Source organism: Nostoc sp. (genome assembly GCF_054880495.1).
Window position 1 is genome coordinate 1 of record NZ_JBTYKD010000217.1, and the last position, 13926, is coordinate 13926.

A 13926-nucleotide genomic window follows, 5' to 3' on the forward strand; every position below is an offset into this window, starting at 1 on the left:
TATTGTCGTTTGTCGGTCAATTCCTCATTGCCCACCTTATATCCCGCCACTGATTGAGTACAATTCAGTGGGGGACTTACGGTGTAAAGTTAAATAAAATGCAAAAGTTTATCCTGTATCTAGCTTCCCTCTCCTTATAAAGGAGAGGGATTGAGGGTGAGGTAAGCCAGGGACATTAATCTGTTACCAGGCATTAAAAACGCTACGTTTTTACGCAAAACTGTACTAAGAAGCATTGTTTGACCTTTGCCAATTTTGTTAAAATGCATCGATGTCAAAAAAGCAACATCTCATAAACAAAAAACCCGGTTGGTCTTTGGATGAGCGAGATCCAAAGTTCATAGAATCTCTGATGCCCCTGTTGGGCTTTTTGTATCACTACTATTTTCGAGTTCAAACTAGTGGCTGGGATAATATTCCACCTCAAGAAAAAGTTCTATTTGTCGGTTCGCACAATGGGGGATTCGCGGCTCCCGATATGACAATGATGATGTACGACTGGTTCCGACGATTTGGTGTAGAGCAACCCATTTATGGTTTGATGCATCCCAAGGCTTGGCAGGTTAGCTCACCACTAACGCAACTGGTCGGCAAGGCTGGAGCAATCATCGCTCATCCGAAAATGGCTTACACTGCCTTGCACTCTGGAGCTAGTCTGCTAGTTTATCCAGGTGGAGCTGAAGATATTTTCCGACCGCATTATTTACGTAATAAAATCCACTTTGCAGGGCGGCAAGGATTTATCAAGTTAGCGTTGCGGGAAAATGTGCCGATTGTGCCTGTGATTTCCTGGGGCGCTCACGATACGCTGATTGTAATCGCTGACTGCTACAAAATTGTGCAGCAACTCCACGAGTGGGGGATGCCTTGGCTGTTTGGGATTGATCCAGAAGTTTTTCCGATCTATCTTGGACTGCCTTGGGGATTAGGAATTGGTCCATTGCCCAACATTCCATTACCTGTGCCCATCTACACGCGGATTTGTCCACCAATTGTATTTCAACGCTACGGTTCAGAAGCAGCCAGCGATCGCCACTATGTCAATGAATGTTATGAATTAGTTGTTAGTCAGATGCAGCAAGAGTTAGATCACTTAGTAAAGCTAACTGCTAAGTCCAATTCTCTATGATCATAGGAATACGCGGGATGCGGGAAACTCAGTGTCTTTAGACCTGAGAGGGAAGGGAAAAGAGCGGTTTTAACCGCAGTGGCATTTTCTTTTTAATTTGAGGCGTGGTGAGGATCTTCAATATACTTTCTAACTGCCTCACTACTTATATTACCCGCAGTACTCACAAAATAGCTCCTTGTCCACAGCGAAGGAAGTTTTAAAAGTATAGGAAATTCTTTTCTTAGAAGGTAACTGCTTCGCCCTTTAAAAGCCTTAATTACTAAATGTGGTGTATCCGTAGGCTTGACGCTAACAAATAAGTGGATGTGGTCAATAGACCACACCCGACGGTCAGACCATTGCTATACCCGTCAGAGCGATGTCTACGACGGGCTACGCCTACGCCACAATGAGTAGTTATGAGTTAGAAATCTTTAACTGCTCACTCATAACTCATCACTCCTAAGTGTTTTGCTAACCGCCGCTAACTGGGGGAATTAACACAACTTCATCCCCATCTTGTAGTAGGGTATCTGGTTCGACAAATATTAAATTAATCCCGAAGCGGGTGATGTCACGCCATTGAGAGAGCTCGGGGTGTTCAGCGATGAGGCGATCGCATACTGCCTTTACTGGCATACTATTGGGAAATTCTACTACCAGTTCCGAAACCCTAAAGGCTTCTTGATAAACAGCGAACAGTTTGACGGTAACGATGATTGCAGATTTAGACATAGAACATACTTTGGCAGTACTAGTACCGCTTCGCGTAATTCGTAATTCGTAATTCGTAATTACGTTTTAGCAAGGGTTTCAGAGATTACAAATGGGTGGCTTATTTACGCCGTGCTGTACTAGCAAGTAGGTTAATACTTGACAAGCACCCTAAACTCTTAGGGTTGATTATACATTATTAAGTAGATGATTTCATCATTTCATAAAATTATGAATTATGAATTATTTAGTCACATGGGCAGAGTAATAATAAACTTTGTCCCGTCACCAAGCATTGAGAAACATTTTAGTTCTCCGTTGTGTTTATCGACAATAATTTGGTAGCTTATAGCTAATCCTAGCCCAGTTCCCTTGCCCACGGACTTGGTTGTGAAAGATTGCTCAAAAATTCGAGATCGCACCTCAGCAGGCATACCGGGACCGTTATCTTGAATGCAAATTGTGACGGTTTGTTGCTGAGGATCAACCGATGTAGTAATGGTGATAAGCCTTGGGCAAGCAGCAATATCTTGAGCAGAATGGTTTTGATTGAGTTCATCAAATGCATCAATGGCATTGGCGATGATATTCATGAACACCTGGTTCAGTTGTCCAGGATAGCAAGTGATTGGAGGTAAATCACCGTATTGTGTTACAACCTGGATTTTAGTGCGATCGCCATTGCCTTGGAGTCGATGTTTCAATAGCATTAAGGTACTATCGATTCCTTCGTGAATCTGAAACTCCACCTGAGATGTAATATCTGTGCGAGCAAAAGTTCTCAGAGACAGGCTGATATCTTTAAGACGGGTAATTCCCTGGTGCATTGATGCGAGTAGTTTCGGCAGATCCTCTACCAAATACTCCAAGTCGATTTCTTCAACAAGCTCTTGAATTTCCGGATCTGGCTGCGGTAGCTTCTGCTGTTGCAAACTGACCAGGCGAAGCAAATTATTTACATATTCCTCAATATAGGGTAAATTGGCCCCAACAAAACCAACCGGATTATTAATCTCATGACCAATACCTGCAACCATCTGTCCGATAGTGGACATTTTTTCACTCTGGATCAGTTGTAGTTGGGTTTGTTTTAACTGCTGTAGAGATTGAGTTAATTCTGCGGTGCGCTCTTGAACACGTTCTTCTAATGTCCGGGTGAGATGGGAAATTTTCAGGTGTAACTTTAAACGGGCAATGACTTCTTCCTGTTGGAAGGGTTTGGTAATGTAGTCAACTGCACCTATTTCCAGTCCCGCCACCTTGTCTGTAGAATCGGATAAGGCAGTCATGAAAATCACTGGAATATTCTGAGTGATCGGATTGGTTTTCAGCCTACGACAAGTTTCAAATCCATCAATCCCTGCCATCATCACATCCAAGAGAATGAGATCGGGAAGGGCATATTCTGTTTGTTCGATCGCTGACTCTCCATCTGTTGCCATCAGGGCTTTCCAGCCACACGCCTGAATCGCTTCATGTAGCAGCTTGAGATTATTTGGATTGTCATCCACCAATAGAATATATATCGGTTTCGAGAGAGAATTCAGGATCATGGATGTAACTCCTTTGTGACAAATGATTTGAGGAACTTACGGATTTTTGCGGTTTGGAAATTGGCAGTGAGTTTGTTTAACTCTGCCGCGAAAGGAGCTAGCTGACTGTTTTGCTCACTTAGCTCTGCTAAGATTCCCTCGATCGCCGCGATATCCCCCATCATTGCCAGATGATAGAGTTGTTGCAAAACATCCTGGGATGGTAGAACCCATTCACTACCAGTTACCTGCTCACCTTTGACAGGCGAAGATTGGGCATAGATCCACTCTACTCCCAAGAGCGATCGCAGTTTATTTAGTAGTTCGTCAATCTGGAGGGGTTTGGGCAGGAATGCTGTTGCCCCTGCCTCTAAACTCCTTTGGCGATTTGACTCGAAGACGCTGGCACTAGAGACGATAATCGGAATAGAAGAGGTTTGCGGATTCGCTTGCAGGTGAAGCATTAACTCAAAACCATCCATATTCGGCATGGCTAAATCGAGCAGAATCACATCTGGATTGTGTTCAGTTGCCACCTGTAGCCCATGTTTGCCATCATTCGCTTCCAGGGTTCGACAGCCACTTTCTTCCAGCAGACTGGTCAACATGGAACAGTGGTTATGATCGTCATCGACAATGAGAATCTGAGGCGCACTACCCCGAATCCCGGTGATTTTCTGGGGAGTTGGGGCGATTGCTCCTCTATGCCAGTTATGATCGAGTGGTACTGGTACTGTCAAATCCAGCCAAAACAGACTTCCTTGACCTTGGTGACTCTCCACCTGAATTTGGCTCCCCATCAATGCCGCAATTCTGTGGCTAATTGCCAATCCCAAGCCAGTACCTTCAGATCCATGCCCTGCTTGGTCCACTTGCTCAAAGGGCAAAAAGATTTTTTCGAGATCGTCTGGTGACATCCCAATACCCGTATCTTCAATCTGAAAACGAATTTTTTGATGGGTGATTTGTCCATTGTCATCTGTCATTGGTTTAGACTCTTGACTAATGACTTCCACTGTAAATGTCACACTACCACTATCTGTAAATTTGATCGCGTTGCCCAGCAAGTTAATCAACACTTGCCGCAGCCGTTTTTCATCGACTTCAATGGCAACTGGTAGGCGATCGCTAATTAAGATATTAAATGCAATCCCTTTCTGTTCCGCCCGGATACCACAAATCTCAGTCACACTATGTAAGAAATTGGGCAGATGCACACTGGTTGCAACCAAATCCAATTTCCTCGCTTCTATCTTTGAGAGATCGAGAATGTCATTGATCAGCATCAAAAGGTGTGATCCGCATTGGTAGATAATGCTGACTCTTTCCAGGTTTTTAGCTGTCATATTTGGCGATCCTTCTAGTACCTGGGCAAAACCAAGGATGCCATTTAGGGGTGTGCGTAGTTCGTGGCTCATATTCGCAAGAAACTCGCTCTTGGCCTGATTAGCAGCATCGGCAGCAAGCTTTGCCTCAACCAATTCATGAGTTCGTTCTTCGACTTTTGTCTCCAGGGTTTTGGAATAATCTAATAGTTGACTGTTGGCAATTTCCAGTTGACGATTTGTTTGTTCTAACTTCTGCTGTTTATAGGCGTTCGTTGTCGCAATCACACTACCGATAAACGCAGCTAAGGCGGGTGTTACCGGAATTAAAATACCATGCAAAAACATCCCATAGCCAGCCCATACACAGGCTCCACTAATGCCTACAGTTGCCCAAAGAATTTTGCCGCCGGGAATCCGTTGCCCGGTACGCGCACTAGCTAACCACCAACTGCCCGTAGAACCGATGACAGACCAAAAAATAATTAACAGTGATAGAGAAATGCCAGAAACACCGTGCAGGCTGGATTTTCCGGTTTTTGCCCCTTGTACTAGTTGATGAGCAATATTGGCATGAATAACGACACCTGGAGTCGGTTTTTGAGCAGATACCCAGGAAGAGAAGGGTGTGCTGAAGAAATCATTGGTACTAGAGGCGACTGAGCCAATAAATACCATGCGATCGCGCATCAAATTTGCCGGAATTTTCCCTGCTAACACATCGCGCATGGCAACTGTGCGAAATGCGGCATCTGTTCCATACCAGTTGAGCAGAATTTGATAGCCTCCTAAATCGGCATCGGTATAACCTGCTTCTTGATTTTGCAGGGGCAGGTAAATTTCTTTGCCCAACTGAAACTTTTGCTTTTTGGGGTCAATGCTTTCTAAGCTAATTCTTTCGGTTTCGAGGTACTTAAGAGCCACAAGGGTTGCCAGTCCGGCTTTAATGGTATTTTTCTCTTTGGCATCTTCAGCTGTCAAGAGCGCACGACGTACAAAGCGATCGCTATCCAAGACTAAATCTGCTAATCCTACCTGATCCTTTTTTTTCAATTCTGGTGGGGGATTGACGCGTTCACCAGAAATTTTCTCAACTCCGATTAAATTGGGAGTGTTGCGGAAGACTTTAACAAGTTGCTCATGTCCACTTCCTTCGGGTAAATCTCGATAAAGATCCAATCCGATAGATCGGGGCTGCTGCGCCTGGATTTTTTCTAGCAATCGTGCTAGCGCCCAGTCTGGAACTGGCCATTTTTGCACTGATTGGATATCGCGCTCATCGATTGTGACAATTACAATTTCGTCAGCGATCGTCTGTGGCGTTCGCTGACGAACCCATTGGTCACGAATTTTCCATTCCGGTAAATTGAAAAGTCCCAACGATTGCCCAACTATAACCGTCAAGGCAACGCTGGGAGTAATAATCAAAACGCTACGAGTGCGTTGGATAAAAGTCTGGAATCTCCGCCACCTACATATTTTTGCCATACAGTTATCTCCTTGATACTCCCCACGGCTTCAGCCGTGGGATTCTTAAAGAGTCCATAAACGGATCTTCAAAGGCGCTATCAACTCGCCGCTAGTCAACGTTAAGTAGGATTAACCTGGCATTAGTTAGTAGATGCTAATAAATTCGCTGTTACAATCTGCTTCAAACTCACTGAGGACAAAAGTTCTTCCCATTCTTTGCCGAGGGTTGCATTACTAGGTTGGGCGGTGTATACGGCTGCAAGTGTTGCCACACAGTCATACCAAACACCGTTTTTACCCAAAGCAGTAGCCCGCTTCAGAGCATCTTGCCCTTGCATTGCTGTTGCCAACTCCGCACTGGGCTGGATACGCTGAACCCAACCATCGACGTAAGGCGTACTCGGGCTGAGTTGTCCATCTAGTTTGAGTGCTAGGAACCATTGATAGTTTTTGCCAACGGTTAAAGCGGGTGCATTGGCTGGTAATTTGATCGCAATTATCCCAGTTTTGCCTGCAACTGGAATCTTCATCTGATGTTGTATATTCCCAGCTTCATCCTTGAGGCTGAACACAGCTTCTTGGGCATTGGAAGCCGGGAGATACACCAGAATTGTGGGACGTTCAGACACTGTTGTGCCATAGAAGTTTTCGGGCAAAAGGGCGATTAGTGCTGCTGGTTCTGTTGCACTTACAGTCGATGGATTTAAGTAATAAGTACCCACGCGAGAAGCACCCCCACTTGCTTGTTGCGGCGCACCTTTGCCGACAGTAGGTGTAAAGAGGTTGCCGCGAGAAGCTCCTCCGGTTGCTTGTCTGGGCGCACCATTCCCGGCGGCAGGAGTAAACATACTACCCCGAGAAGCTCCTCCGGTTGCTTGACTAGGAGAGCCATTGTTAGTGGGTGGGGTAAATGTAACAGCATTGGCACTAGTCCAAGCACTGCTAGCGATCAGAGCGATGACGCTCAATGTACCAGCTAAATATCGACGTTTCATGATGTTTTACCTCATCTACAATTGAAATATGATACAAAATACTTTCTTTCCACTATGGACAGAAGCTCAGAGAATAAGTCCAAGCAACAGTCAATTCTGGGAACTTCAGCTATCACTATAGCCGAGGTTTAGTGATAAAATTGTAAAAAAATAGCCTAATTTTTTGAAGGCCGATCTAGTGTTATTACTTAGCTATATCCAGTTGCCGATCAAAACAAAGCCAGACCAAAAGAAGGGAGCGTGGAAATCAGTTTGGCGAATTAGGCTAATTTGTGCTTGTCTTAAGGCTTCAGCTTTAGTGATTTTGGGTTGTCGCAGTTGGTTATAGAAGCGAGTCATGAGGATCGCGGCTACCTGATCTTTAACAGGCCAGAGGGTGGCGATAGTTGAGCGAGCGCCGGATTTGACAGCCAAGCCCGCCAGTCCAAGGACAGCGCGATCGTCTCCTGCGGCGGTATCACAGGCACTTAGTACCAGCAACTCAATGGCTTTGGAGGGATCGTTACCCCGATTTTTCAGGAGTTCAGATAACTCCTTAACGTTGACTTGTCCATCCCAAGTGAGCAAGAAGGTATCTTCAAGGCGAGAACTAAACTGTCCGTGGGTTGCTAGGTGGACAATACTGGCGCTACTGAATTTCACCCGTTCAGCAAGGGCTTGACTGGTGAATTGCTGGTTCAGCAACACAGAGGAAGACACCGCCTTGGAGATTTGTTTGATTTCTGATTCCACTGCGGGCAAAGCACTAAAGCCCGCGCGAGCTTGGCTAATACCACCGACGATCGCACTGAGATGATTTTGATGAAGCGATTGCGTCGCCATTAGTTGCAATCCTGGTGAGAGCGCCACAGCATACTTCTCGATCAGATATTTTTTACCATCATACAAAGCTGCTATGGGAATGTTCCGCAACCGACCATCTAAAACAAACACCAATGTTTTGCTATCAATAAATGCTTGCTCTGCTTCGGCTGGACGAATCAACCAATCATAAATCTGTTGGGACACTCGATCACGGTCTTTGGAATCCGAGACAGGGTTAAGAGCAACCAAAAAATTGTCTAAAGTCTGCTCAATTTCAGCTTGAGATTTGTAAGTAACATAAGAACGGAGTGGTTGCCCGGCTTTCGAGAGGATTACTGTTAAACGATCTGGCAGGATAATCGGATAAATAACAGTTGCAGTGGGATCAACCTGATCAATCTGTTGAGTTTTATCTAAACAGGCTTCCCGAAAAAAGTTATCGAGTTCAGCAATTTGGAGTGCTTCTATCAATTCACGAGCTTGCATGAGTTCTGCTTGACTGGGTTGATTCTCTAGAAGTAAATCAACTAGTTCCCGATAAACAGGCTCAACACTGCTGCGAAAAGAGAACTGGACATCAGAGTTGATGGCCACCAAATCCCCTCGCAGTGCCTTTAAAGCATTGACGGCTTCTGTATAGGCAGTAATTGCTTTGGAGCGATCGCCCTGTTGCTTATACAATTGTCCCACCTGCCAAGCAGATTGAGCAATGATATCGTTAGCTTGGAGTTGACGAGCAATATCGAGAGATTTCTGAGCTAATTCCTGTGCTTCAGATATCTGCTGTGTACGACAATAGAGTTTTGCCCACTGATATAGTGCATAAGCTTGGGCTGGTGCATCTTGGATTTGCTGTGCAGACTTGACTGTGACTGCCATCAGTTGCGCCAAATCTTTGAGTGGTAAGATTTGATCAGGATTTAACTGGCGATTGAAGCTGGCAACAAAATTGATCGCTGCGTAGAGGGAAGTATGACTGGGGGGCAGTTCCCGAAGTTGTTGGAGTAGTTGCGGTGCGAGTGGGGTAGCAAACTCAAGTTTGTCGTAATTGAGGAAAAGTTTAAACTGAGCTAAACGCGCTTGTAACTGATCACTTGGGTTGGTGGCTAAGATTTGAGCCTGTTTAAAGTAATCTAATGCTGCTTCGGGACCTTGGAAGTTAACAGCACTTTGTCCCAGACTTATAAGGATAGAACTTAATTGGGGTTTGGCTGCAATTTTGCTAGCGATCGCTAAACTTTGCTCTAAAAGCTGTTGACTTTTACTAGAGTCGCCAATCTCATGCAAGGCTAAAGCAAGCGATCGCAATCCGCTAACTTTGATTTCATTATCCGGTATCCCTTGGAGTTTTTCAGTCAGCACCTCCAACTGTTGTTTAGAACGGCGGTAAAATCCTAAAGTTTGTAAAGCTTGTGCTTGGTTGATTTGACTACCCAAGCTACCCATTTTGTCGCCTGCTTGTTCATAAAATTTTTGCGCTTGTTGCCAACTTTCGAGAGCGGTTTCAGCTTTGCCAGTGTGCAATTGCAAATTTGCTTGCGTATTGAATGCTTGCGCCCAAAGAATTGCATCAGCAGAGGGTTTATTTGTTTGCAATAGTTTCAGACTTTGCTCAATAGACTGTTGGGCTGCTTGCCATTGATTAAGTTCCTGTTGTGCTAATGAAAGGTAACTTAAACTGAGAGCTTCGTTAAGGCGATCACCTTGGGTATGGTACTGTTGTGCTGCCCTTTGCCAAGCTGTAACAGCTTCTGCAAAGCGTCCCGATTGGTAGAGGTTCCGTCCTTGTTGTAGCCCGTTGGTTGGTTGAGAAGAAGAGAGAACTGTTGTTATTACTGCTGGAGAAGCTTTTACAGGTGTGATGGTAAATGCTAAACACAAACTTAAAATACTGAGGCTGATATATAGCCAACGAGTTTGTTTAATTCCGAAAGCCATAAATAATTACCAAGATTTTATTTTGAACAATCACTCACAGTAAAAGTATTTGAGATATTAATAGAGTCATATTGCCCAATTTCTAATCGGATCTATCACGTCGCGGGCGATCGCATACAATTAAAACACTGTGTCATTCCGGGTTAACCTATGACCACCTTCTTTCGCACGGATGCAGATTTACATTTCCCCGACAGCGACGGTAAGCCAATGGCAGACAATACCGAACAGTTTCGTTGGATCGTCCTAATCAAGGAAAATCTGGAAATTCTATTTGCTGATCAACCTAACGTGTTTGTAGCGGGAGATTTGCTCTGGTTCCCGGTGAAATCGCGCTTAATCTCACCAGTTGCACTGGATACAATGGTGGTGTTTGGTAGACCTAAAGGACAGCGGGGGTCTTACAAACAGTGGCAGGAAGACAACATTGCCCCACAAGTGGTATACGAAATTCTCTCACCCAACAACAATGCAGATGAGATGGAACGCAAGCTAGAGTTTTACCAAACATACAGGGTGGAAGAATACTATCAGTATGACCCAGACCGCTATGAACTCAAAGGTTGGCGACGGCAAGATGAACAATTGCTACCAATTGCTCAGATGGATGGGTGGACGAGTCCTCTATTGGGGATTCGGTTTGCGGTGGGCAACCATGAACTGGTGATTTACCGACCAGATGGGCGGCAATTTTTGAGTCCGGTGGAGTTGGAGCAACGGGCAGAGCAGGAACGTCAACGAGCCGAACAGGAACGTCAACGAGCAGAGCAGGCGGAGCAACAATTGCAGGATATGCAAGCGCTGCTCCAGCAGTATCGCGATCGCTTTGGGGAATTAGATAGTTAGCTCAAAAAAATTAACTCCTGGGAAGAGCAGCACAGGTTAATGGTTGTTGCACCTGAGTAGGAGATAAATCTCCTACTAACTCAATTTCCCCCTGGGCGTTTCGTCGCCAACCTGTGGCTTGGACAAGAACCTCTGGAGATAGGGGAATTTGGGCTGTCACCTCACCAGTTTTTCGGAATGCAGAGATGTCGCGGATATCAGACCAAGTGCGTAGGCGTAGCCCGTCGTAGACATCGCTCCCAATTTCCTGCGTTGGATTTTGCGGTATTCCACCCCGACCAGTTGCCACAAAGCGGCTGCCTTCACTGCCCGCGCAGCCTGTAGTAATTTGCTGTGATGGGTCGGTGACATTCTCTGGTAATTCTACTAAACCGGAATTGGGGTCAACTCCAAAATTGTTAATATCAACTGTACCGTTAATGCCAAATTGGGAACTGGCGGTGATGTCGCTTTCTGGGGTGAGGCGATCGCGGTACTTCAGCCCAAATAAGCCTTGAGTACTAATGTTAATGTTACCGCCCTGACCTTGGACTGCATTGGCAATGATATCGCTGTTTTCTAAACCGACAATCACTGGTGCGTTAATTGACACGTTGCCACCATTACCGTTGCCCGTAGTGGTGGCTGAAATGAAGCTATCGTGACGCATCAGCAGAAGGTCTTGCAAATTTAATCTGACATTACCCCCGTTTCCAGAGGCAGTTGATGCGGTTATAGCGCCTTGGTTGTCAAGAAAAATAGAGTTGGCGCTAATCTGCAAATCCCCTGCTCTGCCTGGACCGTCATTTTTGACGGTTATATATGCCCCATCTGTGATGCGTAATGACGGTGTGTTAATGGTTAGGGAACCAGCGTTACCGCTAGGAATGGCAGGAAGTCCAAAGGCAGCTTGAAAGGCTGGATTGACAATCTCGGCGTTTGAAGCAATACTGCTAGATAGGGTCGAACTGGCACTTCTACCTCTGATATCTACGGATTTTGAAGCATTAATCGTCACGCTACCGGCTGAACCCGTGGCAAGGGTGCCAGACCCTAGCGCTCCACCTTCTCGAATCACTAATCTGGACGTATTGACAAACACGTTATTGGCATTTCCAGAGCTGATAGTCGATGAAGTCAAGCCACTCGGTGACAATGTGATAGGGGCGTTGCCAGCAATTTCTATCAAGTCTTTTGCATTAACTCGTAACGTTCCAGTCTTTCCAGAGCCTAAGGATGCAGAGCTAAAATTGCCACCATTCAGAATCTTCAGGTTGCCGGTTGAGACCGTAATATTTCCGGCATTGGCAGAGCTAAATGTGTTTGTGGAGATCGCGGACAACCCGACTGGATTGGCGGGGGCAAAGCCATCGATATCGATCAAGCCTGCGACATTGGCTGTTATATTGCCCCCAGGTGCTTGAACAAACGTCCTAGTAGCGATTCCTCCTCCATTTTGGATGGATAGCTGCGCTGCAAAGACGCTAATATCGCCCGTCTGACCCGTTCCTAAGTTCTCGATTTGGATGAAGCTCCCCAGCCTACCATCGGGTGTATTCCCCGTGAGGTTAAGGGACTGGGTGGCATTGACTGCAATTCCCCCGGACGGTTGTGTACCAAGGTTTTGGATCAAAGCTACGGAACCCTCGGTTAAGCTAATATTCCGTCCTTGTAATTGAATCGAGCCTCTGCCGCCGCTTGCATCGAGAAGCGATTGCTGCGCGAGCTGGATATCGTTGAATTGCCGCACCTCTGAGTAATCCCCGACCCACCCCGTAAGAGTAGCATTGAGTCTGACTTGCCCCTCGCTGACACTGCCTATCTCCAAATGCCCGCCACCATTAACGGCTGCAATGCCACCGGACAAGTTAACCTCACCGCCAATCAGCGCCAGTGTATTACCTGCCCCGACTTGTAACCCGATGGGATTATTGCTGCGATCTACGGGGGTATAAAGTCCGGCGGTCAGGCGATGTCCACTCCCTTGCAGGCTAATTCCCCCTGGATTTTGCCCCAACTGTAAGCCAATGGGGACACTGATCGTCAACAACGGTGTAGCACCGGGATTAGTCGCACTAAATTCTACACCATCACTAAAGTTAATACTATTCGCCGTCGTTCCCACAAAGGAGCCGCCAATATCCAAGCGGGCATTTGCCCCAAAAATAATCCCCGCAGGATTCATCAAAAACAAACTCACCGGATTACTACTATTAAGCGTGCTAATCAACCCATCAATATTGGAAACGTTTCTACCTGTAACCCGACTAAATATAGTTGTAATATTTGGTGTGTTAATTAAATCGAATCTCGCTGAACCACCCGTAGGCACAGAGAAATTACTGAAGCTGTGAAATAAATTATTACCTTTTGCAATCCCATTAAGAATTGTGAAATTATTACCATTTGGGTTGACAATGGTGTTTGTAGTACCATCGGATGTCACTTGTGCGATCGCGCAGCGACTCCAAAGGAGTATCGCTGGTAGTAGAGCGGAACTCAAGAACCCGATTGTGAGTGTAGATAGAAAAGCGTAGATGCTTCGCGGTGAGGGGGTCGCAGTCTTCTCTGCGAGACGCTGCGCGTTGGCAAAGCCTCTCGTAGAGAAGGCGGTTCCCGTCGATTGTGACCCCCCGAATCCGTTGGCACAGCCTCTCGTAGAGAAGGGCTTGTCCTCAGACATCGCTCTCATACCAAAAACTTCCTTTAACTGATTTCAAGTTAGATTTCCCGAAATTGCATGATTAATAACATTAGGACTCAATACAGTTCAGTTAAGCATTTCTTCCTTCTCTCTGTGTACTCTGCGCCTCTGCGGTTCGTTATTCCGTAACTCGTGCGTAAGTCCTAAACATGATTAAATAATTCGTAATTAAGTTTTGTGACTCTTATTTAGACCCCGACCCAAAACTTGCGCGATTTTAAACCGGGGGACTTAAACCCACGGTAATCGATTAAATTTTGCGAAGAGCAGCACAGGTTAATGGTTGTTGCACCTGAGTAGGAGATAAATCTCCTACTAACTCAATTTTCCCCTGGGCGTTTCGTCGCCAACCTGTGGCTTGGACAAGAACCTCTGGAGATTCAGGCATTTGTGCCGTGACTTCCGCAGTTTGGCGGAATGCAGAGATGTCGCGGATATCAGACCAAGTGCGTAGGCGTAGCCCGTCGTAGACATCGCTCCCAATTTCCTGCGTTGGATTTTGCGGTAT

Annotated in this window: 8 protein-coding genes and 2 pseudogenes; 2 read left to right on the forward strand and 8 right to left on the reverse strand. The window is 45.8% G+C overall.

The annotated features are described in order from the left end of the window. Nucleotides 1–271: 271 nt before the first annotated feature. Nucleotides 272–1129, forward strand: coding sequence for a 1-acyl-sn-glycerol-3-phosphate acyltransferase (locus tag ACYTXL_RS19850; RefSeq protein ID WP_461921486.1), 858 nt, complete (start codon nucleotides 272–274; stop codon nucleotides 1127–1129). A gap of 92 nt (nucleotides 1130–1221) precedes the next feature. Here the strand turns inward: ACYTXL_RS19850 and tnpA are convergent. The 6 genes and pseudogenes from tnpA to ACYTXL_RS19880 form a co-directional block, all read right to left on the reverse strand. After that, nucleotides 1222–1443: pseudogene (tnpA, locus tag ACYTXL_RS19855) on the reverse strand (IS200/IS605 family transposase); the annotation flags it as partial. A 142-nt stretch (nucleotides 1444–1585) separates the two neighbouring features. Then, a complete protein-coding gene (locus ACYTXL_RS19860; RefSeq protein WP_461921487.1) occupies nucleotides 1586–1846 on the reverse strand; it encodes a MoaD/ThiS family protein in 261 nt (86 codons plus the stop codon). Nucleotides 1847–2076: 230 nt separating this feature from the next. Next, entirely contained in the window at nucleotides 2077–3378 is a 1302-nt protein-coding gene (locus ACYTXL_RS19865) for a hybrid sensor histidine kinase/response regulator (RefSeq protein ID WP_461921488.1), read from the reverse strand. After that, nucleotides 3375–6170: a CHASE2 domain-containing protein gene (locus ACYTXL_RS19870; RefSeq protein ID WP_461921489.1), complete on the reverse strand. Its 2796-nt coding sequence runs from the start codon at nucleotides 6168–6170 to the stop codon at nucleotides 3375–3377. The genes ACYTXL_RS19865 and ACYTXL_RS19870 overlap by 4 nt, the downstream gene beginning before the upstream one ends. 122 nt (nucleotides 6171–6292) lie before the next feature. Then, entirely contained in the window at nucleotides 6293–7147 is an 855-nt protein-coding gene (locus ACYTXL_RS19875; RefSeq protein WP_461921490.1) for a DUF928 domain-containing protein, read from the reverse strand. A 192-nt stretch (nucleotides 7148–7339) separates the two neighbouring features. Beyond that, complete coding sequence (locus tag ACYTXL_RS19880) at nucleotides 7340–9889, reverse strand: CHAT domain-containing protein (RefSeq protein ID WP_461921491.1); 2550 nt, start codon at nucleotides 9887–9889, stop codon at nucleotides 7340–7342. 150 nt (nucleotides 9890–10039) lie between these two features. On the opposite strand from ACYTXL_RS19880, the gene ACYTXL_RS19885 reads away from it, so the two are divergent. Beyond that, the gene (locus tag ACYTXL_RS19885) at nucleotides 10040–10735 is read left to right on the forward strand and encodes a Uma2 family endonuclease (RefSeq protein ID WP_461921492.1); all 696 of its coding nucleotides are present in this window, start codon (nucleotides 10040–10042) and stop codon (nucleotides 10733–10735) included. A 10-nt stretch (nucleotides 10736–10745) separates the two neighbouring features. Here ACYTXL_RS19885 and ACYTXL_RS19890 read toward each other — a convergent pair whose 3' ends face one another. Next, the gene (locus ACYTXL_RS19890) at nucleotides 10746–13397 is read right to left on the reverse strand and encodes a two-partner secretion domain-containing protein (protein ID WP_461926239.1); all 2652 of its coding nucleotides are present in this window, start codon (nucleotides 13395–13397) and stop codon (nucleotides 10746–10748) included. A gap of 271 nt (nucleotides 13398–13668) precedes the next feature. Next, nucleotides 13669–13926: pseudogene (locus ACYTXL_RS19895) on the reverse strand (filamentous hemagglutinin); the annotation flags it as partial.

What these genes read in the sequence shown, in the direction of transcription:
- ACYTXL_RS19850 (WP_461921486.1), top strand. Translation starts at nt 272, where the DNA reads ATGTCAAAAAAGCAACATCTCATAAACAAAAAACCCGGTTGGTCTTTG.
- ACYTXL_RS19860 (WP_461921487.1), bottom strand. Translation starts at nt 1,846, where the DNA reads ATGTCTAAATCTGCAATCATCGTTACCGTCAAACTGTTCGCTGTTTAT.
- ACYTXL_RS19865 (WP_461921488.1), bottom strand. Translation starts at nt 3,378, where the DNA reads ATGATCCTGAATTCTCTCTCGAAACCGATATATATTCTATTGGTGGAT.
- ACYTXL_RS19870 (WP_461921489.1), bottom strand. Translation starts at nt 6,170, where the DNA reads ATGGCAAAAATATGTAGGTGGCGGAGATTCCAGACTTTTATCCAACGC.
- ACYTXL_RS19875 (WP_461921490.1), bottom strand. Translation starts at nt 7,147, where the DNA reads ATGAAACGTCGATATTTAGCTGGTACATTGAGCGTCATCGCTCTGATC.
- ACYTXL_RS19880 (WP_461921491.1), bottom strand. Translation starts at nt 9,889, where the DNA reads ATGGCTTTCGGAATTAAACAAACTCGTTGGCTATATATCAGCCTCAGT.
- ACYTXL_RS19885 (WP_461921492.1), top strand. Translation starts at nt 10,040, where the DNA reads ATGACCACCTTCTTTCGCACGGATGCAGATTTACATTTCCCCGACAGC.
- ACYTXL_RS19890 (WP_461926239.1), bottom strand. Translation starts at nt 13,397, where the DNA reads ATGTCTGAGGACAAGCCCTTCTCTACGAGAGGCTGTGCCAACGGATTC.